Origin of the sequence: Neptuniibacter sp. QD72_48 (genome assembly GCF_047778065.1) — a bacterium.
Taxonomy (GTDB): domain Bacteria; phylum Pseudomonadota; class Gammaproteobacteria; order Pseudomonadales; family Balneatricaceae; genus Neptuniibacter.
Genome location: NZ_CP180547.1, coordinates 2,120,767 through 2,142,400, shown reverse-complemented (window position 1 = coordinate 2,142,400; position 21,634 = coordinate 2,120,767). Strand labels below are relative to the sequence as shown.

General features: G+C 43.1%; 19 protein-coding genes and 1 other RNA gene. 11 read left to right on the top strand and 9 right to left on the bottom strand.

All coding sequences use genetic code 11. The features are described 5' to 3' along the window. The first annotated feature begins 46 nt into the window (after positions 1 to 46). Together pbpC and ACMXYX_RS09590 are read left to right on the top strand one after the other, a co-directional pair. Positions 47 to 2,383 (top strand): penicillin-binding protein 1C, encoded by a 2,337-nt coding sequence (gene pbpC, locus ACMXYX_RS09595; RefSeq protein ID WP_415905945.1) that lies wholly within the window; start codon positions 47 to 49, stop codon positions 2,381 to 2,383. A gap of 75 nt (positions 2,384 to 2,458) precedes the next feature. Beyond that, positions 2,459 to 2,938: a DUF411 domain-containing protein gene (locus tag ACMXYX_RS09590; protein ID WP_415896351.1), complete on the top strand. Its 480-nt coding sequence runs from the start codon at positions 2,459 to 2,461 to the stop codon at positions 2,936 to 2,938. 68 nt (positions 2,939 to 3,006) lie between these two features. Here ACMXYX_RS09590 and ACMXYX_RS09585 read toward each other — a convergent pair whose 3' ends face one another. Beyond that, entirely contained in the window at positions 3,007 to 3,582 is a 576-nt protein-coding gene (locus ACMXYX_RS09585; protein WP_415894188.1) for a YceI family protein, read from the bottom strand. After that, positions 3,582 to 4,148, bottom strand: a complete 567-nt coding sequence (locus ACMXYX_RS09580; protein WP_415881478.1) for a cytochrome b — start codon at positions 4,146 to 4,148, stop codon at positions 3,582 to 3,584. Before ACMXYX_RS09580 ends, ACMXYX_RS09585 begins: the two co-directional genes overlap by 1 nt. 173 nt (positions 4,149 to 4,321) lie before the next feature. Between ACMXYX_RS09580 and ACMXYX_RS09575 the strand changes: the two genes are divergently transcribed. Next, positions 4,322 to 5,239, top strand: a complete 918-nt coding sequence (locus ACMXYX_RS09575) for a LysR family transcriptional regulator (protein WP_415896350.1) — start codon at positions 4,322 to 4,324, stop codon at positions 5,237 to 5,239. Here ACMXYX_RS09575 and ACMXYX_RS09570 read toward each other — a convergent pair. Next, positions 5,234 to 6,460 (bottom strand): EAL and HDOD domain-containing protein, encoded by a 1,227-nt coding sequence (locus tag ACMXYX_RS09570; protein ID WP_415881476.1) that lies wholly within the window; start codon positions 6,458 to 6,460, stop codon positions 5,234 to 5,236. The genes ACMXYX_RS09575 and ACMXYX_RS09570 overlap by 6 nt on opposite strands. Before the next feature lie 357 nt (positions 6,461 to 6,817). Here ACMXYX_RS09570 and ffs point away from each other — a divergent pair. Then, an RNA gene (ffs, locus tag ACMXYX_RS09565) (signal recognition particle sRNA small type) lies at positions 6,818 to 6,914 on the top strand. 165 nt (positions 6,915 to 7,079) lie between these two features. Here ffs and ACMXYX_RS09560 read toward each other — a convergent pair. Continuing rightward, entirely contained in the window at positions 7,080 to 7,418 is a 339-nt protein-coding gene (locus ACMXYX_RS09560; RefSeq protein WP_415896349.1) for a hypothetical protein, read from the bottom strand. A gap of 527 nt (positions 7,419 to 7,945) precedes the next feature. Beyond that, positions 7,946 to 9,154 carry a YbfB/YjiJ family MFS transporter gene (locus ACMXYX_RS09555; RefSeq protein ID WP_415896348.1) on the bottom strand — a complete coding sequence of 403 codons (1,209 nt, stop codon included), beginning with the start codon at positions 9,152 to 9,154 and terminating at the stop codon, positions 7,946 to 7,948. A 108-nt stretch (positions 9,155 to 9,262) separates the two neighbouring features. On the opposite strand from ACMXYX_RS09555, the gene ACMXYX_RS09550 reads away from it, so the two are divergent. The 3 genes from ACMXYX_RS09550 (at position 9,263) to ACMXYX_RS09540 (ending at position 12,880) form a co-directional block, all read left to right on the top strand. After that, entirely contained in the window at positions 9,263 to 10,105 is an 843-nt protein-coding gene (locus tag ACMXYX_RS09550) for a LysR family transcriptional regulator (protein ID WP_415896347.1), read from the top strand. 268 nt (positions 10,106 to 10,373) lie between these two features. Next, entirely contained in the window at positions 10,374 to 12,332 is a 1,959-nt protein-coding gene (locus ACMXYX_RS09545; RefSeq protein WP_415905944.1) for a methyl-accepting chemotaxis protein, read from the top strand. A gap of 146 nt (positions 12,333 to 12,478) precedes the next feature. Then, positions 12,479 to 12,880 (top strand): Hpt domain-containing protein, encoded by a 402-nt coding sequence (locus ACMXYX_RS09540; RefSeq protein ID WP_415896345.1) that lies wholly within the window; start codon positions 12,479 to 12,481, stop codon positions 12,878 to 12,880. A gap of 7 nt (positions 12,881 to 12,887) precedes the next feature. Here the strand turns inward: ACMXYX_RS09540 and ACMXYX_RS09535 are convergent, their stop codons facing one another. From ACMXYX_RS09535 to ACMXYX_RS09525, 3 genes are all read right to left on the bottom strand, one after another. After that, the gene (locus tag ACMXYX_RS09535; protein WP_415896344.1) at positions 12,888 to 13,694 is read right to left on the bottom strand and encodes a flagellin; all 807 of its coding nucleotides are present in this window, start codon (positions 13,692 to 13,694) and stop codon (positions 12,888 to 12,890) included. 383 nt (positions 13,695 to 14,077) lie between these two features. Further along, positions 14,078 to 15,160 (bottom strand): histidinol-phosphate transaminase, encoded by a 1,083-nt coding sequence (gene hisC / locus ACMXYX_RS09530; RefSeq protein WP_415896343.1) that lies wholly within the window; start codon positions 15,158 to 15,160, stop codon positions 14,078 to 14,080. 239 nt (positions 15,161 to 15,399) lie between these two features. Further along, on the bottom strand, positions 15,400 to 15,804 hold the full coding sequence (locus tag ACMXYX_RS09525; RefSeq protein WP_415896342.1) for a bacteriohemerythrin: 405 nt from the start codon (positions 15,802 to 15,804) through the stop codon (positions 15,400 to 15,402). Positions 15,805 to 16,144: 340 nt separating this feature from the next. Between ACMXYX_RS09525 and ACMXYX_RS09520 the strand changes: the two genes are divergently transcribed. The 4 genes from ACMXYX_RS09520 to ACMXYX_RS09505 all read left to right on the top strand — a co-directional run bounded on the left by ACMXYX_RS09520 (position 16,145) and on the right by ACMXYX_RS09505 (position 20,820). Further along, positions 16,145 to 17,221 (top strand): hydrogenase small subunit, encoded by a 1,077-nt coding sequence (locus tag ACMXYX_RS09520; RefSeq protein ID WP_415887894.1) that lies wholly within the window; start codon positions 16,145 to 16,147, stop codon positions 17,219 to 17,221. After that, positions 17,221 to 19,029 (top strand): nickel-dependent hydrogenase large subunit, encoded by a 1,809-nt coding sequence (locus tag ACMXYX_RS09515; protein ID WP_415881466.1) that lies wholly within the window; start codon positions 17,221 to 17,223, stop codon positions 19,027 to 19,029. The genes ACMXYX_RS09520 and ACMXYX_RS09515 overlap by 1 nt, the downstream gene beginning before the upstream one ends. 48 nt (positions 19,030 to 19,077) lie before the next feature. Next, positions 19,078 to 19,836 (top strand): Ni/Fe-hydrogenase, b-type cytochrome subunit, encoded by a 759-nt coding sequence (gene cybH, locus ACMXYX_RS09510; protein WP_415881465.1) that lies wholly within the window; start codon positions 19,078 to 19,080, stop codon positions 19,834 to 19,836. A gap of 162 nt (positions 19,837 to 19,998) precedes the next feature. Beyond that, entirely contained in the window at positions 19,999 to 20,820 is an 822-nt protein-coding gene (locus ACMXYX_RS09505; RefSeq protein WP_415881464.1) for a hypothetical protein, read from the top strand. Here ACMXYX_RS09505 and ACMXYX_RS09500 read toward each other — a convergent pair. Then, positions 20,817 to 21,572, bottom strand: a complete 756-nt coding sequence (locus ACMXYX_RS09500; RefSeq protein WP_415896341.1) for a hypothetical protein — start codon at positions 21,570 to 21,572, stop codon at positions 20,817 to 20,819. The genes ACMXYX_RS09505 and ACMXYX_RS09500 overlap by 4 nt on opposite strands. Positions 21,573 to 21,634 lie beyond the last annotated feature (62 nt).

The following is a 21,634-nucleotide window of genomic DNA, read 5'->3' as shown; positions in this document are numbered from 1 at the left end:
CTATGTACCTAAACGTATACACCTTAAGCGTTTGATGTGAGGAAAGATGCGATCTGTTGTTAAATTTACCTGTTGTGTGCTTTGCCTTATTGCAGCAGGTTTATGGATTGCAGATCGTGCATTCCCCTTACATGACAATTCAGAAGGGGGAGCAGCAACGGTGGTTCTTGACCGTAATGGCGAACCCTTACGAACCTTCTCTGATCACAATGGCGTTTGGCGATACCCCGTCTCTATTGATCAAGTTTCGCCTCGGTATATAGAGGCGCTCCTTAATTACGAAGATCGTTATTTTTACCAACACCCCGGTGTCAATCCATTGAGTTTGATGCGAGCGGGTTGGCAGTGGATTACAGAGGGTAGAATTATCTCTGGTGGTTCTACGCTGACCATGCAAGTGGCGCGCTTGCACTATCCGAGCCCGCGTAGTGTAAGGGGGAAATTGCAGCAGATATTAAGAGCATTGCAGTTGGAATGGCATCTGTCTAAAGATGAAATTCTAACCCTGTATCTTAATAAGGCGCCCTTTGGTGGAACCATCGAAGGGGTGCAAGCTGCTAGCTTACAATATCTGCAAAAACCAGCTTCACAACTACGCTTTTCTGAAGCTGCTCTATTAGCTGTTTTACCTCAGGCACCTTCACGATTGAGGCCGGATAGGCATCCAAAACTAGCACAGCAATATCGAGATAAAGTATTGGATCGTTTGCTTAGCTTTCAAGTTTGGAGTGAAGAAAGCGTCACCCGGGCAAAGCAAGAAAATATCGCGGTATGGCCTCTATCCAATCCGATGCTCGCGCCGCTTTTGAGTCGTCGATTGAAACAGTTAGAACCCGAAAATAAGGTTATACGTTCAACGATTGATAGTGGTATCCAGCAGCAGTTCTCAGATCAGATAAAGCGTTATGTATCTCGACAGGCTAATGGCATTTCGGCGGCGGCATTGCTGGTTGATAATCAGAGCCGTCAGGTTATTTCGTATGTGGGGTCTGCAGACTTTCTAAATGAACAGCGCTTTGGTCATGTCGACATGGTCACAGCGATACGCTCTCCCGGCTCAACCTTAAAGCCGTTTTTATATGGGCTGGCGCTGGATGACAGTCTGATTCATAGTGAGTCCCTATTAGCTGATGTGCCTATAGTGACTGGGCAATATCGGCCTGGTAATTTCAGCCAAGGATTCTCGGGGCCTGTATCCGCATCCTCTGCATTACAACGCTCACTTAATTTGCCATTTGTTCAATTGATACAACATTACGATTCTCAGCGTTTTGCTAACAAACTCGATCATGTTGGTGCTTCTCTGCGAATTCCCGGTGGACGCGCTAATCCCGCAATTATCTTAGGTGGTGCCGGCAGCTCTTTAGAGCATTTAGTAACGCTCTACACGAGCTTGGCGAATTCAGGCAGAGTTGCGCCATTAAAGTATTCTGTCGCTGGTGGAGTTGAAGACGCCGGTGATGATGAATCTAGCCAACTACCTCGGCAATTGATGAGCACCGAAGCTGCATGGATTACTTGGAATACCCTTGCAGATATAGATCCGCCAGATCAATTTATTGATGGCTATTCTCTGGCTCACCTCCCCAAAATTGGTTGGAAGACTGGCACCAGTTGGGACTATCGCGATGTCTGGGCAGTGGGCGTATCTAAAAGATATACGCTAGGGGTCTGGCTCGGTAGGCCTGATGGTTCGCCAATGGAGAAAACTATGGGGCGTGTTTTGGCAGGTCCTTTATTGTTCCAGCTCTATCAATTGCTTGAGTCCGAAGCCGATACAATCACAAAACCAGAGGGTGTTGTGGAGCAGTCTGTCTGTTGGCCGGACGGTAGGGTTGTGATGTCTAGTGATCAGGCCTGTGATCAGATAAGAGTTGCTTATACGATTGCTAAAAATACGCCGCGTACTTTGGATCCTGAGCCTCTAGGGCAAAACCGATTCTATAACCCGCAATATAATTATTTAGTGGATCAACAATCAGGCTTAAGGGTGACAAGGGAGTGCGATATTGGTCCTATGAAAAGCCAATCAAGTTTTGTTTGGCCTGCAGCGATGGACCCTTGGATATCTAAACAGTGGCGAAGGGATGAGCGTATTCCCTTTTTTAATAGCGAGTGCAAAACAATCTTACAAACCAGTGCACTTTTAAGATTGCATGGAATCAACCCGCAACAGTTGTATCACACCAACGGTTTGGAGATGATAGAAGTGGATGTTAGAGCCGAGGGAAGTGAAGGAAATCTTAATTGGTATCTCAATGGTAAGTTGCTTGAAGGGTCCAGCAATAAACAAAAGCTGACTCTGCAGGGAGGCCAAACTTATCAGCTTTATGTTCAAAGTATTTCAGGGGCGAGCGCTCAAATTGAATTTAGCGTCCTGTAATGACTTGAATAAAATCGTATAGCTCTACACTCCAGCACCCGATAAAATATAGAGACTAACTGTAGAGGCTGTTGAATGAAAAAGTTAATTATTGGTTTGGTTTCCGCTGTTTTATGTATGCCTGTTTTCGCAGCAGACCCATATTGGGAAGAGGGTAAAACAGATCAAAGTTATGAGATCGATGTCTACCATAGCCCGACTTGTGGTTGCTGTAAGGAATGGATCACCCATCTTGAGCAACACAATTTCAACGTAAATAGTATTGAGATGCATGATGTATCGCCAATCAAGCAGCGTTTAGGTGTACCTGCTCAAGGTGCGTCTTGTCATACTGGTGTAGTAAATGGCTTGGTCGTTGAAGGTCATGTACCGGCGCAGGATATTAAAAAGTTATTGGCTGATAATTCCGATAATATCCGTTTGTTGACTGTACCAGGCATGCCATCAGGTGGCCCAGGTATGGATATGGAAGGCGCTCGAAAGGACGATTTTAAAGTCTATGCGGTATCAGATAAAAACGAAGTCAGCGTTTATTCGGAATATGCAGATTACTAAATCCAGTTTTGAATATAAAAAAGGCGAACCATAAGGTTCGCCTTTTTTGTTTTGAGATGAAATCGAAATTACTTACGAATACCTTCGATATGAAGTTCTAGGTATACAGTTTCAGCTGCAGGGCCTAGCTGGTAGTTCATGCCAAAATCTTTAGGTTGGATCTCTGTAGTACCTTCGAAGCCTGCACGGTATCCGCCCCAAGGGTCTTTTCCTTCACCTACCTTTTTCACGTCGATAGAGATCTCTTTGCTTGTTCCGTAAAGTGTTAGCATGCCTTTCATTACGCCGCTGCCATCTTCATTTGGCGTGTATGAAGAGCTAACAAAAGACGCTTTAGGGTGTTTAGCTACGTCTAGGTATTCATCGCCACGGATATGCTTATCACGCTCAGCGTGGTTAGAGTCAAACGAGTTAACATCAATATCAACATTTACTTTAGATGCCGCAGGGTTTGCAGCATCGTAGCTGAATTCACCCGAGAATGTGTTGAAACGGCCAGTTAACCAGCTAGTGCCCAAATGGCTGATGCGGAATTGAATAGATGCATGCGCACCTTTTGTATCAATAACGTAATCCGCAGCATAAAGAGGGGACGTAGTGATTAGAGAGGCTAGCGCCAACCCTTTAATAAATTTAGATTTCATCAATGTTCCTCGCGTAGCGCTAGCATGCGCTTTAGTGTTGTATCTTTATCTATGTAATGGTGCTTTATTGCAGCGAATGCATGTAATGCTGCTAGCACGATGAGTGTTGTTGCTATCAAAAAGTGAATCTCACCTGCAATATCCTCCTGCTGTTCCATTGCGAAGGGTAGTGCTGGAATACTAAACCAAGTAAAAACTTCTATTGCTCGACCATCAGCGGTAGAAATCAGGTAGCCCGAACACAAGGTAAGTAGAAGTAAAACTTCGAGCAATACATGTGCGGCTTTTGCTGCAATTGCCATCTTTTTTGGTTGCGGCAGGGCTTTTGGCGAGCGGTTGAATAAACGCCACAAGATGCGTGTAATCAACAAACCTGCTAGTAGGATGCCGATACTTTTATGCCAGATCGGCACCGTCCGGTATTCGGGATCGTAATAGCTTAAGCTTTCTATATATAAACCGAGGGGGTAAAGGCCAATAACCGATAATGCAATGAACCAATGAAGTAGGACTGGGCCCCACCCATAGCTGTCATTATCATTCAAAATTTTGTGGTTAAATGGCATCTACTTCTGTCCTCAAATTATCTTAGCTATGCAACCATAAATAACATTGTGCTGCAGTCAAGTTTACGAATCTTTACAAGTTGTTAGCGTCATCTTTTGGATTTGCTTTTCAAACTTTAATGGCTAATCATAAATGCGTCTAATGCATATTTTATATTTCGGTTATTCGTTTAATGAATTTACGTTCGGTCGACCTAAATCTCCTCGTTGTGCTACAAGCGTTGTTAGCTGAGCGCCATGTTTCTAAAGCAGCTGAACGCCTGCAGATGAGCCAACCAGCTGTGAGCAGAGCGTTACAGCGATTGCGTCAAACACTTGATGATCCTCTCTTAGTTAGAACTGGAAATGGCTATGACCTTAGTGCGCGTGCTGTTGATCTGGAAAAGCAGTTAAAGCCATTGTTACAGGATGTCGCATCGATTATGCAGCCGGAGGAATTCAACCCAGAACTAGCCGAGGGCGTAGTTAAGCTAACAGGCTTGGATTTAGAATTGATTCTGTTGATGCCAGATGTGGTAAGGATGCTGCGTGAAAAGGCACCGAGCTTACGGGTAGAGATTGTTTCTCAGCGACCAGAACATTTCGAATACCTCGCAAAAGGTGAAGTGCATTTTACAATCACTGGGCTATCTCCTGATTCAGGGCAAGACCAATTCAGACGCTTTCCAATTGCACGTACAGGTCATGTTTGTGTTCTGGATCAAACTAACCCTTTAGCCAGCCAAGGTTCTATTAGTTTGAATGATTACGCACAGGCATCTCATGGACTTGTTTCCATTACTGGTAAGGGCCCTGGCATGATGGATATCGAATTAGAAAAATTCGGTTTGGATCGGAAGGTGATGCTGAGGCTCGCAAGTTTTATGTCGGTTGCGGAGTTTGGTCAGGGGTCTGATCTGATTTTTACACTGCCCGAAGTAATGGCCCAGCATTTGGTAAAAAGCAGCAGCCTAGTGATTAAGCCGCTGCCTATTGAATTTGATCTACCTGAGGTTGTGCTCTACCTCTATTGGCATGAGCGCTTCCATCAAGATCCAATGTGCCGCTGGGTGAGGGCTCAGCTGTTATCGATTTTTCAGCCTGATTTATAAGTGAGAACCTGACATAAGCTGCATGGTCTCATTACTCCAGCTCAAAGCATCATAATAAGCATCGGCATAAATTTCTTGAATATGAGGTGGCAGCTTAAATGCCGATTGGCCAATCATGTAGAAGTTGACTGCTTGCAGTAAACGACCAGCAGGACCTTCGTAACTTGTCACTGCTTCGACAATTTCATCAGAGACGGATAGTTGCTCAAGTAAGGAGTCTTGTTCAATCTCAAGTAGCGCGTCCAGCATTGAAATTACGCCCGTAATAAAAGCGAGTTCAGAATCAATCTCTTCAGTGCGATAAGCGACGGATTCGCACATTCTTGCTGTCATTAGGATCTGTCGGATCAGTTCGCTTGGTTTCTCATCATTACTTGACAGGGCAAGTAGGGTGGCCCACTTGTTAATTTCATTCATGCCCAAGGCAATGATCGCCTGACTTAAACTCTCGATTTTATTCGGCAGGTTATATTGCGCAGAATTGACGATACGCAACAGTTTGAAGGTCAGTTGCGGGTCGCGAGATGAGATGTCTGCTAGTACTGCAGGAGTGACATCTTGATCCTGAAGGGCAGCCAATAGATGAATTACGATAGCTTGATTGGACGTTAACTTTTTACCTTCGACTAGTGTTGGTCTTGAGAGGAATGTACCTTGGAAAAGTCTGAACCCTAAGGCATGGCAGCGCTCATACTCATCATGAGTCTCAACATTTTCTGCAAGAGAAACTACCTTAAAAGGTCGCATGCTTTCCAAGTGGGAAACAATCGCTTCATCACTATGTTTACGAATATCAACTCGTACCATATGCGCAAGTTTGAGCAGCTCATCGTAGTCACTACTGTAAGTGAAATCGTCTAAAACTAAGCGGTAGCCAGCATCGACATATTTTTTCAGTGAACCAAGCAATTCAGGCGTGATATTAGGCTGCTGTTTAACATCTAGAACCAAATTATGTCGCGATAGGCTTGGTAGGCTTTCGGTACGAATAAAGCCTTCAGTGACATTGAGAAACGCGGGTAAGGACTTTAATGTGCCAGAATCATAGATGCTGGTGAAGTTATTGATTAGGACGTTACAGGATTCTTGGTCGCCTTTTAAAAACTTGGCTACAGCTTCACCATGTTCCGACTGATATAGCAGCTCGTAAGCCACGACATTGAGTTCGCGGTCAAAAATTGGTTGTCGGGCAAGTCCTAGCTGGTTTAAATGTTCTTCCATGTGCATTTATCCTGTTGTTTGTTCATACAACAAATCCTAGATCGTTTAACTCTAACAGCAGAGCCACTATAAAAGCCATGGTATTAAGAAACCCTTAACAAATTAATCAGTGGTTTTGTTATCTGGTCGTATCAGTATAGGTTAGATCCTAATCATCGACGGCTAAAATGAAGAGAAACATCAGGAGTTCAGTAGAGACCTTGAGGGTTGAGTCATGGGTCTGAATATGAATTTTATTTCTATAAAAACAGAGAGTTAAATAATTGCATTTGCATCTCAAAAAATCACTGGTATACTGCGCGCCTGTCTTGAGTGATCTAGCTCAGACAAGGCCCTTCAGGCCCGCTATGGTGGCCCTGCTGGTCCTTCCGCAATGATAAATCGTGAACCTGGTCAGGCCCGGAAGGGAGCAGCCACAGCGGTGGATTCATGTGCCGGAATGTGGCTGGTGGGGTCATCACCAATTTCTCGTTATTTCCTCTATCTTCAAGTTTCTACGTAAGATTTACGAATTCGTCAACATTGTTCTTTCTGAAATATCTATTTCGAAAATAGTAGGCGTTCTTAGATAGGTTGCATTGCTCTACATTTTCTTGCCGCATCCACTACCAACATAAATTTATTCTGAACAAGCTGTTTCTTGAAGTGATTTAATTTTCTTTTTAGATAGGTCGATATCAATCTGTATTGGTTTATCCGTTATTCTTCTTCCTCGGTTGGAGGCGTTTCTCTTACAGAGGATTGGATTGAATCGGTTGTTTGAATTTTTTCGTTGATCTTGTTTAGACTTTCTTCTTTCTATCCCATTATATTGCGCATAATGATAATCAATGAACCATTCCCTTGCATGTTCCAGTGTTGGGAGTTTTTTGCTTATTCTACGGGCTTTAGTGCCGGATGATTCAACCCAAAAGTAAGTGAATTGATAATCAATGAAATCCTTAACCAGTTTCAGCATTTTCATATCCGTGAATAGAGGGTGTTACGTTTGCATTTATGTTGTTGAACGTTTGAATTTTACCTTGCTGGTTACATTTTGATCTATTGTTCAAAGGGTGTAGTGCAAGCAATATTAGTTTGTGCTAATTGAGTGTGGGTTGATGCGCGGATTTGAAAGAATGAAATATTGTTGTGGAAATACTTCATAACAGAAGTGAGGATTAAAAGTCTTGATACTTCGACTTTGAAAGAAAAATAAGCTCTCCAGTTACCACATATTTTAACTTGGAGAAATGCTAAGTTATTTAACTGTATTAGCCTTTAAACGATACAGTACAAAGAAAAGGATGCTGAAGGTTATAAGGAAAATATAAGGACAATAAATTATTCCAGCGAGGCCGCTGAAACTAGTCACGACGAGTAATAATATATCTTTTATTTCTTCCATGAGATTAGAACGTTCCTTAGTTCTTCCCAAAAACCCAAACGGTCATTTGAATTCTAGCTTACTTTTATCCTTGATCAAAGCAAGGCTATTCTATAGGGCTATGTTTTTACGCTAAGAGTACGAGGTTTATTAGAGTCTGCTGGTCGTTCACCAATCGTCATCAGCGCCAGAATCAAGCCTGATCCCGCTACCATGACAATGGCTGAAAGATATAAGCCTAGATTGTAGTTCCCCAAATTCTCGGCTAATAGCCCGGTTAAAAATGGCGCAATTATTTGAGCGCAGCCATAAGCGAGGGTCATCTTGCCCATGAATTTAGAAGGATTGCTAGGGAAGAAGTGGCCTGCCATCGTCAGCACGAGGCTTACGCAGGCAACAAAGGTGCCTCCAAATAATATTGCTGACAGGGCAATTAATGGTAATGCATCACTCAGTGTAGGAATCATGATGCCAATGATTTGCAGGCTATAAGCACCAAATAGAGCTTTTAAATAGCCGTACTTGCGTGCGACTCTATCCCATAGAACCACGGCTGGAATAGCAGAAAGTCCTATTAATACAAAGGATAAGGCGCCTTGACCTTCTAAACCTTCTAGACCTTCAATGATATCGACAATAAAAGTCGCACTAACGACATAACCATAACCTGCACAGAAGTATGCCAGTAAGAATAGGCGAGTAAATTTTTTGCTGGGTGGATTGTCTTTAGGTGCTGCCTGAGCGTGATCAGAATGGTTGTTAGGATGAGGTATCCATAACCATGCCGGTACTGCAATAATTGCTGCTACGGCGGCAAAAAATAGCCATTGTTGCTGCCAGTTAGCAGAGAATTGTAAAAGGATTTCTACGATGATAGCTGAGACAGCTATGCTCATGCCTATCCCCGAAAAGTGGATGCCGAGCTCGCCCCTGTGACCATTGTTGACCAGCCATCTTAAGATTAGCCCAGAGGAGATGATTAACCCACCTGAAGCACAGATTCCTGCCAATAAGCGCATAACAGACCAAGTATAAAGGTCGCTAGAGATAACCATTGCTGCACTTGTTACCACGCTGAGTACCAAATATAACTTCTGTAATAGATACTTGTGGTGAAGATTGTTTAGGCTTGCCGCAATCAGAACACCGATCATATAGCCAATGTAGTTAACGGTTGCGAGCCAGCCGCCGCCCGTTTCAGTAAGGCCTGCCTCTGCCTGCATGATTGGCAGTAAAGGTGTGTAGGAAAAGCGAGCGACTCCCACTGTAACAACTAGGCTACAGATACCTGCAAAATAGACCTGGCTTTTTGTAAGTGTGTTGTTCATAAATGCTTTTTGGGTTTTTATTGTATTTATGTTCAACAACCATAGCGCTTTCTGATAATCTTAAAAAGTGAATCTTTTAGAATTAAAACTTCAATAAAAGAGAATTATATGGAGATTGTAGCGTTACGCACGTTTAAGGCTGTTGTTGATGAAGAGGGTATTAAAGGTGCCTCTGAAAAACTTAATACAGTGCAGTCTAATATCACTACAAGAATTCAGAAGTTAGAAGACGAACTTGATTCTAAATTATTTATTCGGGTAGGGAGAAAGCTCGAGCTTACAACGACAGGCCAGCTTTTATATAAATATGCCTCCCAGATTTTGCAGCTGGAATATCAAGCATCAACCGCTATCTTAAAAAGCAAAGGGAACTACGAACTTCGTATAGGCATGCCTGAAACTTTTGCTGCGGTTCACCTACCCACGACGCTGAAACAGCTTAAACGCAAGCATCCAGAAATCCTTCCTCGAATCTATACAGATACAAGTGACCGATTAGCACTCGCTATTTTGAACGATCAGTTAGATTGCGCGTTAGTCGGAAATGCTAAGTCGCATGAGGATCTACGGATCATACCCGTTGTTCATGAGTCGCTTGTGCTTGTAACTCCAGTAGATCAAGAATACGAGCCCGTTCTGTTTGTGAGAGAAGAGGGCTGTGGTTACAGGAAGTGTGCCCTAGCATGGCAAGAATTAGGTGATAGATTTACTGATGAGATGATGGTGATGAGTAGTGCTGATGGCATTCTTGGCTGCATTGCCGCTGGATTGGGATACACCGTTATCGGCGAAAATATGGTGATAGGGAGCCGCTATGAAAATGCACTTAAATCAGTGCCCGTTACCCAAGGACAGCAAAGAATAGAGATCTCGGTTATCTATCGAAAAGGTCATCCCTTAGAACAAGGTATTTTAAACTTTGTCAGCCAATTTCCTGAAAATAAACAATAAAGTAGCTTGAGCCTTCAGTGTTTGAATTGAAAACATTAAGCAATTACTCTCTGGTTGCAACGGTAAAGTCGCTTTAGCGTTATCGTTTGAATTGTTTGTTAATTGTCCAATAAATCCTTCTGTACTGTATAGATCGTAACCAGCCTGAAAATAATCTCGATTTTTGATCGATTATTATTGAAATGGATCTAAATGATAAATACTATCAACTGCTATTGATTATCCTTTGTATTTAATTCTTTAATCCTAATGTAGTAAGTGCAAATACATGAATAAGCTAAACAGATTTAATTTACGTAGTAAGATCGGCTTGAGTTTCGGTTTTATCTTGTTATTGCTGGTAGCGGCATCGTTTACAGGTATTAAAGGCTTACACCACGCGGAAGATGGCTTTGTTCAATACCGTGAGTTGGCGCGCGATAGTAATCTATCAGGGCGCTTACAGGCCAATATGCTGAAAGTGCGTATGTCGGTAAAAAACTTTCTTATCAGTCATGACAAACAATCATTAGAGCAATATGAAGAACGTATGGCGCTAATGAACCAGTTTTTAGAACATTCTAAGCAAGAGATTAACAACCCAGAGCGTAGCCGTTTAATTACGGAAACGGCATTGCTTTTAGAAGAGTATAAAACTACTTTCCAGAAAGTTATTGACCTCGTTAAGACTGAGGATGAGTTGTATTACAACACGTTAGCACAACAAGGACCGGTGATGCGTGACAGTATTACTCAGTTACGAAAGTTAGCTAATAACCGTGGTGAACCTGAATTGGCATTTTTAGCTTCTAATTTGCAGGAAGATCTGCTGTTAGCAAGGCTATATCTTGTTCGTTTTATGGAAAAGAACCATCAAGAAGATTTTCAGATTTCGATCAATAAATTGGATGGTGCTCTAACAAAACATCTAGAAAGCCTGAAAAAGGTGTTCCTGCTGGACAATGAAATACAGCTGTTAGATCGTTTTGCTAAAGCACGAGATAAATATCTGGCTGCAACTTTAGAAATCCATAAGACAATCGATCAGCGCAATAACCTAGTGATTGGGACTCTTGATGTGATCGGTCCCCAAGTTGCGAGTAATGTTGAAAAAGTAAAGCTGTCAGTTATTGCTGATCAAGACTCGCTAGGACCAATGTTACAGTCACACAATCATCAGGGCCTTATTTCTGTGATTGTGATCTCTGTTATTGCGGTCATTTTAGGCGTTTTCTTTGCGCTTTGGATTACTCGAATGATTACTCGTCCTATCCTCGAAGCTGTTAGTTACGCCGATACATTGGCTGAAGGTGATTTGACTCAGGTTCTGGAAACAAGCCGTAAAGATGAAGTGGGGAAATTACAGGGGTCTTTGGGGCATACCACCATTAGATTCCGTGAAATGATCACTGAAATTAACAAGGCAGGTTATAACATGAGTATGTCTGCAGAAGAGTTAGCGGCTCTGACAGAACAGGCTCGTGCGGGAACTATGCAGCAGCAAGAAGAGACTGATCAGGTTGCCTCTGCAGTGACTGAAATGGCGTATACGGCGCAGCATGTTGCGGATAATGCGTCTAGTGCAGCCTCTTCTGCGGATAGTGCTAACCATCAGGTGATGGAAGGCCGTCAAAAAATGCAGATTGCTACAGAGGGTATGAATCGCCTTTCTTTAAGTTTGGATAAAACATCTTCGGAAGTGGAGCATCTGCAGCAAAAAACACGGGATATTAATGCCATTCTCGATGTGATTCGTGAGATTGCAGAACAGACCAATCTTCTCGCTTTGAATGCAGCGATTGAGGCGGCACGAGCGGGTGAGCAGGGGCGAGGTTTTGCCGTAGTTGCTGATGAAGTGAGGTCTTTGGCGCAGCGTACGCAGCAATCCACTGAGATGATTCACAATCTGATTGATGATCTACAAGCGCGTGCTAACTTGACTGTAAGCGTTGTTAATCAAGGTACACAAGAAGCAAATCAGTGTATTGAGCTGGTTGATCAGGCGGATTCTGCATTGAACCAGATTAGTATGACGGTTGAGCAGATGAATGAAGTAAATGCTCAGATTGCTAGTTCTGCTGAACAGCAAAGTGTTGTCGCAGATGAAATCAGTCAAAGTTTGAGTAATGTACGTGTTATTGCTGAACAGAGCCGAGTAGCGGCTGATGAGACGGCAAATTCAAGTATAGCGTTAAGCGACGTGGCGGCACGCATGCAGGAAATGGTGCAGCGCTTCAAAGTGAACTAGGTTTTAGGCGTGCTAATGGCAGAGGGGTGATTTATCACCCCTTTTTTATGCCTATTCTAAAGTAACCTTTTAATATATGTGTTTTTCGCTATCTTTTATCAAAGAATGGATTTTCGCCGATATAGATGGGTATCAGGGAGTTAACAGTGGCCGATCAAGTAAACGTAACAAACATGTCTTCGTCTGAGTCTTTAAGTGAGTTGATGTCGTTGCCTGCCTTCAATGAGGCAACAGCAATTGCGCTAAAGCTAGATGGTAAATATTTAGAGAACGTATTTAACATCTACTGGGAAAGTGCTCAACGGGAGATTAACGAGATTGGTCAGGTGCTTGACGATGCTGATCAAACACAACTAAGAAAAGTTGCTCATTCCCTAAAAGGTTCATCTCGCATGTTAGGGGGCGAAAGGTTAGGTGCTTTGGCCGGTTTTGTAGAAGAAAAAGCTAAGCAAAATGTGAGTATTTCAGAGCCTCAACTCTTGGATTGTTTGAACACTAGTTTAGCTGAGTTTAAAAGTGCAGTGCTTCAGTCCAATTTACTCTCTTAACTGCACTTTACGATCCTAGTAGGTTGAGTACGAGCCCTCGATTAGCATTGGCTTGTGCTTGCAGTGCGATACCTACATCTTGTTGGATAAGCGCGCTTGCACGTTCTGATGCCGTTTGAGCAAAGTCTGTGTCACCAATAAAAGAAGCTGCTGAAGCTTCATTGATATTAGTTTCGGTAAGTCTATTTATCGTGCTGTCTAATCTGTTTTGGCTTGCGCCTATTTCACCTGATACCGTCGCTAAAAACGACTGGTTTTGATCGATAATATCCAGAGCACCTACGTCGCTAATATCTAAAGTGAATAGACCACTGTTATCAAACTCATCACTGACATTGAAAGTACTGATGTTTTGAGAATCCTCTGTACCAGGACCTGTTTGCAGGCGTAGCTGACCCTCTTCTGCGAGTAATGATTGGCCGTTAAAAGTACTTTGCCCAAGGGTTTCCTGTATGCCGCTTAATAGTGCATCTGCTTCACCTTGCAAGGCTGCACGGTCACTTTCATTTAGAATCCCATTTTGAGCTTGAATGGACAGTTCGCGAATACGTTGTAGAGAATCATTGACTTGATTAACACCACCATCTGCAATCTGAAGTGCTGATACACCATCAAGACTATTTCGAATGGCTGCGCTGTTTCCTCTAATTTGAGTTTGGAAGTCGATGAGCACTTGCAAGCCGGCAGGATCGATTGCTGCATTATTTATTCGCTGGCCGGAAGCGAGCTGTTCTTCCGTTTCATTTATTCGATTCTGAATCTGATTGAATTGAGAGTAGGGGTTGGTGGCAAACCCAGTTGGATTAATAGGCATGAGTGCGCTCCTGATTTAACTATATCAGTATAGTGCGTACATACGGTTTATGAGTTGATTTTTGTTCAGGTGAAATGGATAAAAAAAGGGCGCACAACTGTGCGCCCTGAAATCTTGCAATGGAATAAACACGGACGAGTACAAAACCGTTGTACTCATAAACTCTAGGTAAAGAAGCAGCCCTAAAGTAAAACTAATAATAGGTATAAATATTCGTGACGCCAATGGTTCCTTAGTGTCCATTAAATAATCAGGGGTATTTACACCTTTCTGACCCTGTATATTGAGTATTACTTAAGTTTGATTAATCTAAGGGGCTAATAAGATAAAGCTACCTGAAAGGCAGCTTTATCAGAGGTTTTGCAGTAGCTAAGCAGTGTTGTTTAAGGCTTAACAGGCATCTTACAGATATCAGGATGTTGTTCTAAGGTACTGATTAGCAGTTCCATCTCTTTTTGTGTGCCAATCGATATGCGAAGGTAATTATCGATACCTGGTTTGCTGAAGTAGCGTACCAAGACCTTCTTCGTACGAAGGAAACCCATCAATTCAGCGGCCTCAATAAAGCGATGCGTGCTGAATAAGAAGTTAGTTTTAGACGGTAAGCTAATAAAACCTAACTCTTCTAAACGATTAACCGTCCACTCGCGGGTCGAGATAATTTTCTTCGTAGTCGCTTCGAAGTAGTCATTATCTTCAACAGCAGCAACTGCCGATTCAATTGCTAGCATGTCTAGAGGGTAAGAGTTAAAGCTATTTTTGACGCGTTCTAGACCTGCAATTAGATCTTCGTGACCAATTGCGAATCCAACTCGCATACCTGCTAGGGAACGAGATTTGGAGAAGGTCTGAATAACCAAAACATTGTCATATTTTTGGGTTAATTCAACAGCGCTAGAAGCGCCAAAATCTACATAGGCTTCATCAACCACAATCACGGTTTCAGTATTGCGTTGAGCTAATGCTTCAATTTCACCTAACTCGATTGCACGGCTAGTCGGCGCATTCGGGTTAGCGAAAATAATACCGCCATTTGGCTGGTTATAGTCTTCTAGGTTTAACTCAAAGTTATCACCTAGGGGTAACAGCTTAAATTCGATATCAAAAAGATTGCAGTAAACCGGATAGAAACTGTATGTGAATTCTGGCATCAGTAGTGGTTGTTCTTGTTGGAAGAACGCTGCAAAGGTATGAGCAAGTACCTCATCAGAACCGTTACCAACAAAGACATTCTTACGCTCAACTTCAAAGTGGTTAGCAAGTGCATCTTTTAACTGAGTGCAATCTGGGTCGGAGTAGAGTCGTAATCTAGCTGTATCAAAGTTATTGATCACCGCTGCTGCCTTCGGCGAAGGAGGGTAAGGGTTTTCGTTGGTGTTTAACTTTGTAATACCGCTTTCTTTAGGCTGCTCACCCGGCACGTAAGGTGTTAGACGCTGAATTGCGTCACTCCAATATTTGCTCATTATTGATCCGTAATACTCAAAGACAGCAATTTGCTGTGTTATTTGGCATGAGTGAATAATTTCGCAGAAGGATAGCAGAATTTGCTTACGCGTTTAACAATAGACTGGATTGTTAATCTATGATAAGAAATTTATACCGTTATCTTGCTCGATTTCTTTGGAGTGCAGTACAAGGTTAACAGCCGAGAGGGGAGGCTCGACTGTTAGTTAAAATTCGGATTATTAGTAGCCGATTCTGGTTAGGCGCAATGTTGGCTGATAAACATGGCTGTCACTGTATCCATGGTATTTATATGATTTACAAACCAAGGAATAACCGTGTTTTTAAGGTAGCTGTTTAATTCTGCGCGGTCATGGTTTGCTTGCCATTGTTGTTGAGTTTCACGCATCTCCTGTAAAACGCGTTCATGCTCACCTTTATGGCATGTATAGGGTGGAAAGTTGATTCGGATCATCTGTTCTTCTTCGCGGGCGAAGTGTTCGGCATTGTGTTGGTAAAAGCTGGATAAAGCATCATCAACTTCATGGTCATTACCTGTTTCTAAAGTGTTGAATAACCGATTAAGAAGGGTGACAGCTTCTGCATGATCATCATTCATAAAATCAACCGCGACTTGTGGGATATCGGTTACATCAACTTGCATAGGTAAGTCCTCTCTATTGGAAACGCAAATCCATCTTATCTCTTCGTCTCTTTTCAGATATTGATATCAGTCAATAAACATATATTTAAAATACATTTAAATGGCCTTAGACTTTATAGGTGTTAAGGGATTAACCATTTTATCTGGATGACTGGTTAGTCTTTATCCTTCCTTATATACGAATGCTTTTATAAGTGACTGAAATTTAAGGGTAATATTTTTGGCCCGATCTTTGCCAATAGGATAGCTGAACAAAAAAATAAAAATGTTACACGTAGTTATGCATAGCTAATCAAAGATGAGGGCATAGCTGTGGTGGCTGGCATTGGCGGAGAGACATATGTCACAAATTGAAACCTTCTATGAGGTTATGCGACGTCAGGGTATTACACGTCGTAGCTTCCTGAAATATTGTAGTTTAACGGCAGCAGCCTTAGGTTTAGGGCCAACATTTGCGCCTAGAATTGCGCATGCAATGGAAACCAAAGAGCGTACACCGGTAATCTGGTTGCATGGTTTAGAGTGCACCTGTTGTTCAGAATCGTTTATTCGTTCGGCTCACCCGTTGGTAAAAGATGTTGTTCTATCCATGATCTCTTTGGATTACGACGACACCTTGATGGCATCAGCTGGCCACCAAGCGCAGGAAATCCTTTATGAAACGATGGAAAAATATAAAGGTAAATACATCCTTGCCGTAGAAGGTAACCCACCATTAAATGAAGATGGCATGTTCTGTATCTCCGGTGGAAAACCTTTTGTTGAAAAACTGAAGTATGCAGCCAAGGATGCTGCTGCCATTATTGCATGGGGCTCTTGTGCATCTTGGGGCTGTGTTCAGGCTGCACGTCCAAACCCAACCCAAGCGGTTCCTATCCATAAAGTTATTACTGATAAACCAATTATTAAAGTACCAGGTTGTCCTCCAATCGCTGAGGTAATGACTGGTGTTATTACTTATATGCTGACCTTCGGCAAAATGCCTGAACTAGACCGTCAAGGTCGTCCAAAAATGTTCTACAGCCAGCGTATTCACGATAAGTGTTATCGCCGTCCACACTTTGATGCAGGCCAGTTCGTAGAAGAGTGGGATGATGAAGGTGCGCGTAAAGGTTACTGCCTTTATAAAGTGGGTTGTAAAGGCCCCACTACTTATAACGCATGTTCTACAGTGCGTTGGAATGAGGGCGTCTCTTTCCCAATTCAGGCAGGCCACGGTTGTATTGGTTGTTCTGAAGATGGTTTCTGGGACAAAGGTTCGTTCTATAACCGTTTAACCGATATTCATCAGTTTGGTATCGAGAAAAATGCAGATGAGATTGGTATGGCTGTAGCAGGCGGTGTTGGTGCCGCTGTTGCTGCGCATGCAGCTGTCAGTGCGGTTAAGCGTGCTCAGCATAAAGGAGATCAGGAATAATGAATAAGCCATTTAATGCGAGTGATCTAGATAACAGTGGCCGACGCATTGTTGTAGACCCTGTAACTCGAATTGAAGGACATATGCGTTGTGAGGTGAATGTTGATGAAAACAACATTATCCGTAACGCCGTATCAACAGGCACCATGTGGCGTGGGCTTGAAGTGATTCTTAAAGGCCGTGACCCACGTGATGCTTGGGCCTTTGTAGAGCGAATTTGTGGTGTTTGTACGGGTACTCATGCACTGACATCAGTACGTGCGGTAGAAGATGCTTTAGGTATTCAGGTACCTTTGAATGCACACCTTATCCGTCACATGATGGATAAAACTCTACAGATTCATGATCACATCGTACATTTTTATCATCTGCATGCGTTGGACTGGGTAAATCCGGTTAATGCACTGAAAGCAGATCCTAAGGCTACTTCTGAACTTCAGCAGATGGTCTCTCCGCACCATTCGAAATCTAGCCCAGGTTATTTTAAGGATGTACAAACGCGTCTTAAAAAGTTCGTTGAAAGCGGACAGTTAGGTCTATTTGCTAACGGCTATTGGGACAACCCTGCTTACAAACTTCCTCCAGAAGCGGATTTGATGGCGGTTGCTCACTACCTTGAAGCACTCGATTTCCAAAAAGAAGTGGTAAAAATTCATACCATCTTTGGTGGTAAGAACCCGCACCCTAACTACATGGTAGGTGGTGTGCCATGTGCTATTAACTTGGATGACGTTGGTGCTTCAGGTGCGCCAATCAATATGACTAGTTTGAACTATGTGTTGGAGCGTATTCGTGAAGCACAAGAGTTTACTAAGAACGTATACATCCCTGATGTTATGGCAATTGCTGGCATTTACAAAAATTGGTTGTACGGTGGTGGCTTAGCTTCAGAGAACCTTCTGTCTTACGGTACGTACACTCAAGTGCCATATGACAAATCTACAGATCTGTTACCTGCAGGTGCGATTGTTAATGGTAACTGGGATGAAGTGCATCCAGTTGATGTTCGTGATCCAGAACAGATTAAAGAGTTTGTTGATCACTCTTGGTACCGTTATGAAGGCGAGAAGCAGGGCTTGCACCCATGGGAAGGTGAGACAGAGCCTAGCTTCGAGCTTGGCCCTAATACAAAAGGTACTAAAACAGATATTAAAGAACTGGATGAATCTGCGAAGTACAGCTGGATTAAAGCACCTCGCTGGCGTGGTCATGCAATGGAAGTGGGACCTTTAGCGCGCTACATCATTGCTTATGCTTCTGGTACTGAGCATGTTCAGGAGCAGGTTGATCGCTCGTTATCTGAATTTAATCAGTCTACGGGGCTGGATCTCGGCATTAAGCAGTTCTTACCAAGTACATTAGGTCGAACATTGGCGCGTGCACTTGAGTGTCAGCTTTGTGCGGACACTATGTTGGATGATTGGTATCAACTGGTTAACAACATTAAAGCGGGTGATAGCTCGACTGCCAATGTTGAGAAATGGGATCCAAGTAGTTGGCCGAAAGAGGCGATGGGAGTTGGTATTAACGAAGCTCCTCGTGGTGCTTTAGGTCACTGGATCAAGATCAAAGATGGCAAAATCGATAACTATCAAGCGATCGTTCCTACTACTTGGAATGGTTCGCCTCGTGATAGCAAAGGGAATATTGGCGCATTCGAAGCTTCTTTGTTGGATACTCCAATGGAGCGTCCTGATGAGCCGGTTGAAATTCTTCGCACCCTGCATAGTTTTGACCCATGTCTTGCGTGTTCAACACACGTTATGTCTGAAGATGGTCAAGAGCTGACTAAGGTGAAAATTCGATAAGAATAGTGGCGCTGTGCACGCAGCGCCTAAATTCAGGAGGTTATTTATATGACTGCATCGGTTAAACCTGACAAGTCAGATAAAGCTCAGGAAGTCGCTTCAGATCAGGTTGTGGGAGAATCAGTTATTACACGTAAACAGACTGCTGTTTATGTGTATGAAGCGCCATTACGTTTATGGCACTGGGTAACTGTCTTTTCTATTATCACGCTTTGTGTAACTGGCTATTTTATTGGTGTTCCTTTGCCAACGATGCCGGGTGAAGCAATTGATAACTATCTGATGGGTTATATCCGCTTTGCACATTTTACAGCGGGATATATCGTAACTATTGGATTCCTAGGTCGGATCTACTGGGCGTTTGTGGGCAACCATCATGCACGTGAATTATTTGTGCCGCCGTTCTTTAGCGGTAAATTCTGGAAAGAAGCTTGGCATGAAGTGCGCTGGTATCTGTTTTTGGAGAAGACTCCAAAGAAATATATCGGCCACAATCCATTGGCTCAGGTGGGTATGTTTTTCTTCTTCGTGCTCGGCATGATGTTTATGATCGTTACAGGCTTCGCTCTATACAGCGAAGGCCTAGGTCACGGCAGTTGGGCTGATACTTTGTTCGGCTGGGTTATTCCGCTCATGGGGCAGAGTCAAGACGTACATACCTGGCACCGCCTAGGGATGTGGTATCTGATCACGTTTATTTTGATCCACGTTTATGTGGCGATTCGTGAAGATATTATGTCGCGCCAGAGCTTGATCTCGACCATGATCGGTGGCTGGCGAATGTTCAAGGACGACCGTCCAGATTAATCAATAGATAAATGAGTATCTCAAAACCGGACAATAGTCCGGTTTTTTTATTGTGTTTTTGGTGATAATTTAAACAATTGTTTTAAATTCTGGAATAAGCCAGATTCTTATTCCATACTCATTAGTCAAACAAGGATGATTAAAAGCCAACAGGGAGGTCATATGAATCAGACTGTGCGTACACTCGTTGTACCTTACCTTATCGATGCGGGTTTTTTACCCGATTCCAGCGCTACTAACGACGCCAGTGTAGAGCATGCGGTTATTGCTGCACTAACGACACAGGTGGGGAAAATCAGCAGTAATTGGCAGCAGTGGTCAATACAACGAATGGAAGTGGCTTATCTGCAATCCGTTTGTCATCAGCATCGTATTGATGCTGGTGTGATTGACGGGCTTTATGGTCCGCAAACCGATTACGCTGTAGAGCGTTTGATCCAGCTTCAGGAGCAAGGGAGCTTAAGGCGGTCCTTTGCTGATATCAGTCCTTCTAATTCCAATCCAGATAACTTCCCTTTAGAGAATGAATCTGACTTAACTCATTACTATGGCGAGCCGGGTCAAGTGCCACTTGCAAAAGCTACTTGCCCTTGGGAGCTGAGGCTAGATTGGAATTTAAACCAGACAACACGCTCTATAAGTATTCATGAATCGTTAAAAGACAATTTGGAATCAGTTCTAACTCAAGTACATGATCATTATGGTCCGGCAGGAATAAGAGAATATGGTTTAGACCGATATGGAGGAAGCTATAATCCTCGTAAAAAACGCGGTAGTGTCAGTGCCTGGTCGACTCATGCTTGGGGTATCGCGTTAGACTGGTTTCCTTCGCAGAATAAACTTCGTTGGCGTAGTGATCGTGCGAGTTTAGCCAAAGAGGAGTTAGATCCTTGGTGGGATATCTGGGAGTCGCATGGTTGGCTTAGTTTAGGTCGTTCTGAGGACCGCGATTGGATGCATGTTCAGGCTGCAAAGCGCGGCTAACGCCAGTGAATCCAGTATGAGTATTCAATTCTGTTTGAATGATTAAGTGTTTGTTGAAAGCTAGGACTGGGGGAGCTTGAACACTGAAATCCGGTAAATTCAGGTTCGCTCCAGCCAGTCATTCCTCCCATATAATCTCTGCGATAGCCCCAATGGCCACAAGATAAAACAGTATCGAATTGGCTTTCTCTCTCACAGACGGCACAGGTTTCAAACTTAACCTCAATATCTTGACCTTCAATCCCCCAGCTATCGGAAACATAGGGTGTGTCATAAAGTGCGACAGCAGAGTCTCGGTACGGCCGACCTTGCCAAGGTTTATCTGAATCATCTATGGGTGTTTGATGTAGGCCGTAACCGTGCTCAAGAGGGGCGCTGTCATAAAAAGGGTTGGTGAATTGATCGGGTACATCAATCTGAATGTTTTTCTCTCCGGGTAGTAGTTTGGCTGTTGTTCTGCGAATTTGTAATAGCCTAAAGCGATCGCAATCAGCCAGATTTAAACCATCCACCTGCCCACTAAAGTTATTTTTTAAATGAATTTCGATACCTATCCCAGTGGCGTTGTCACTCGCAATGTAGTGAGCATTACTTCGACTACTGTGATACCAAGGTTTGGAAAGGATCAGTGAACCAATCGGCTCATTTTTAAAAGTAACGGGGCAGGTTTGTCCTTCGACCAATTCTGCAGCCGCGAGGAAATTTGAAGTTATTAACATGGTAACTGTTGTAATAAATACCTTGTATGTCATTCTTACTCCAATCAGGTCAGACTGAATTGGTTGCTTTTAACGAAGGTATATACAAAGCATAG

Bases quoted from the DNA above. Each gene is read 5' to 3' on its own strand.
- pbpC (WP_415905945.1), top strand. From the start codon at position 47: ATGCGATCTGTTGTTAAATTTACCTGTTGTGTGCTTTGCCTTATTGCA.
- ACMXYX_RS09590 (WP_415896351.1), top strand. From the start codon at position 2,459: ATGAAAAAGTTAATTATTGGTTTGGTTTCCGCTGTTTTATGTATGCCT.
- ACMXYX_RS09585 (WP_415894188.1), bottom strand. From the start codon at position 3,582: ATGAAATCTAAATTTATTAAAGGGTTGGCGCTAGCCTCTCTAATCACT.
- ACMXYX_RS09580 (WP_415881478.1), bottom strand. From the start codon at position 4,148: ATGCCATTTAACCACAAAATTTTGAATGATAATGACAGCTATGGGTGG.
- ACMXYX_RS09575 (WP_415896350.1), top strand. From the start codon at position 4,322: ATGAATTTACGTTCGGTCGACCTAAATCTCCTCGTTGTGCTACAAGCG.
- ACMXYX_RS09570 (WP_415881476.1), bottom strand. From the start codon at position 6,460: ATGGAAGAACATTTAAACCAGCTAGGACTTGCCCGACAACCAATTTTT.
- ACMXYX_RS09560 (WP_415896349.1), bottom strand. From the start codon at position 7,418: ATGCTGAAACTGGTTAAGGATTTCATTGATTATCAATTCACTTACTTT.
- ACMXYX_RS09555 (WP_415896348.1), bottom strand. From the start codon at position 9,154: ATGAACAACACACTTACAAAAAGCCAGGTCTATTTTGCAGGTATCTGT.
- ACMXYX_RS09550 (WP_415896347.1), top strand. From the start codon at position 9,263: ATGGAGATTGTAGCGTTACGCACGTTTAAGGCTGTTGTTGATGAAGAG.
- ACMXYX_RS09545 (WP_415905944.1), top strand. From the start codon at position 10,374: ATGAATAAGCTAAACAGATTTAATTTACGTAGTAAGATCGGCTTGAGT.
- ACMXYX_RS09535 (WP_415896344.1), bottom strand. From the start codon at position 13,694: ATGCCTATTAATCCAACTGGGTTTGCCACCAACCCCTACTCTCAATTC.
- hisC (WP_415896343.1), bottom strand. From the start codon at position 15,160: ATGAGCAAATATTGGAGTGACGCAATTCAGCGTCTAACACCTTACGTG.
- ACMXYX_RS09525 (WP_415896342.1), bottom strand. From the start codon at position 15,804: ATGCAAGTTGATGTAACCGATATCCCACAAGTCGCGGTTGATTTTATG.
- ACMXYX_RS09520 (WP_415887894.1), top strand. From the start codon at position 16,145: ATGTCACAAATTGAAACCTTCTATGAGGTTATGCGACGTCAGGGTATT.
- ACMXYX_RS09515 (WP_415881466.1), top strand. From the start codon at position 17,221: ATGAATAAGCCATTTAATGCGAGTGATCTAGATAACAGTGGCCGACGC.
- cybH (WP_415881465.1), top strand. From the start codon at position 19,078: ATGACTGCATCGGTTAAACCTGACAAGTCAGATAAAGCTCAGGAAGTC.
- ACMXYX_RS09505 (WP_415881464.1), top strand. From the start codon at position 19,999: ATGAATCAGACTGTGCGTACACTCGTTGTACCTTACCTTATCGATGCG.
- ACMXYX_RS09500 (WP_415896341.1), bottom strand. From the start codon at position 21,572: ATGACATACAAGGTATTTATTACAACAGTTACCATGTTAATAACTTCA.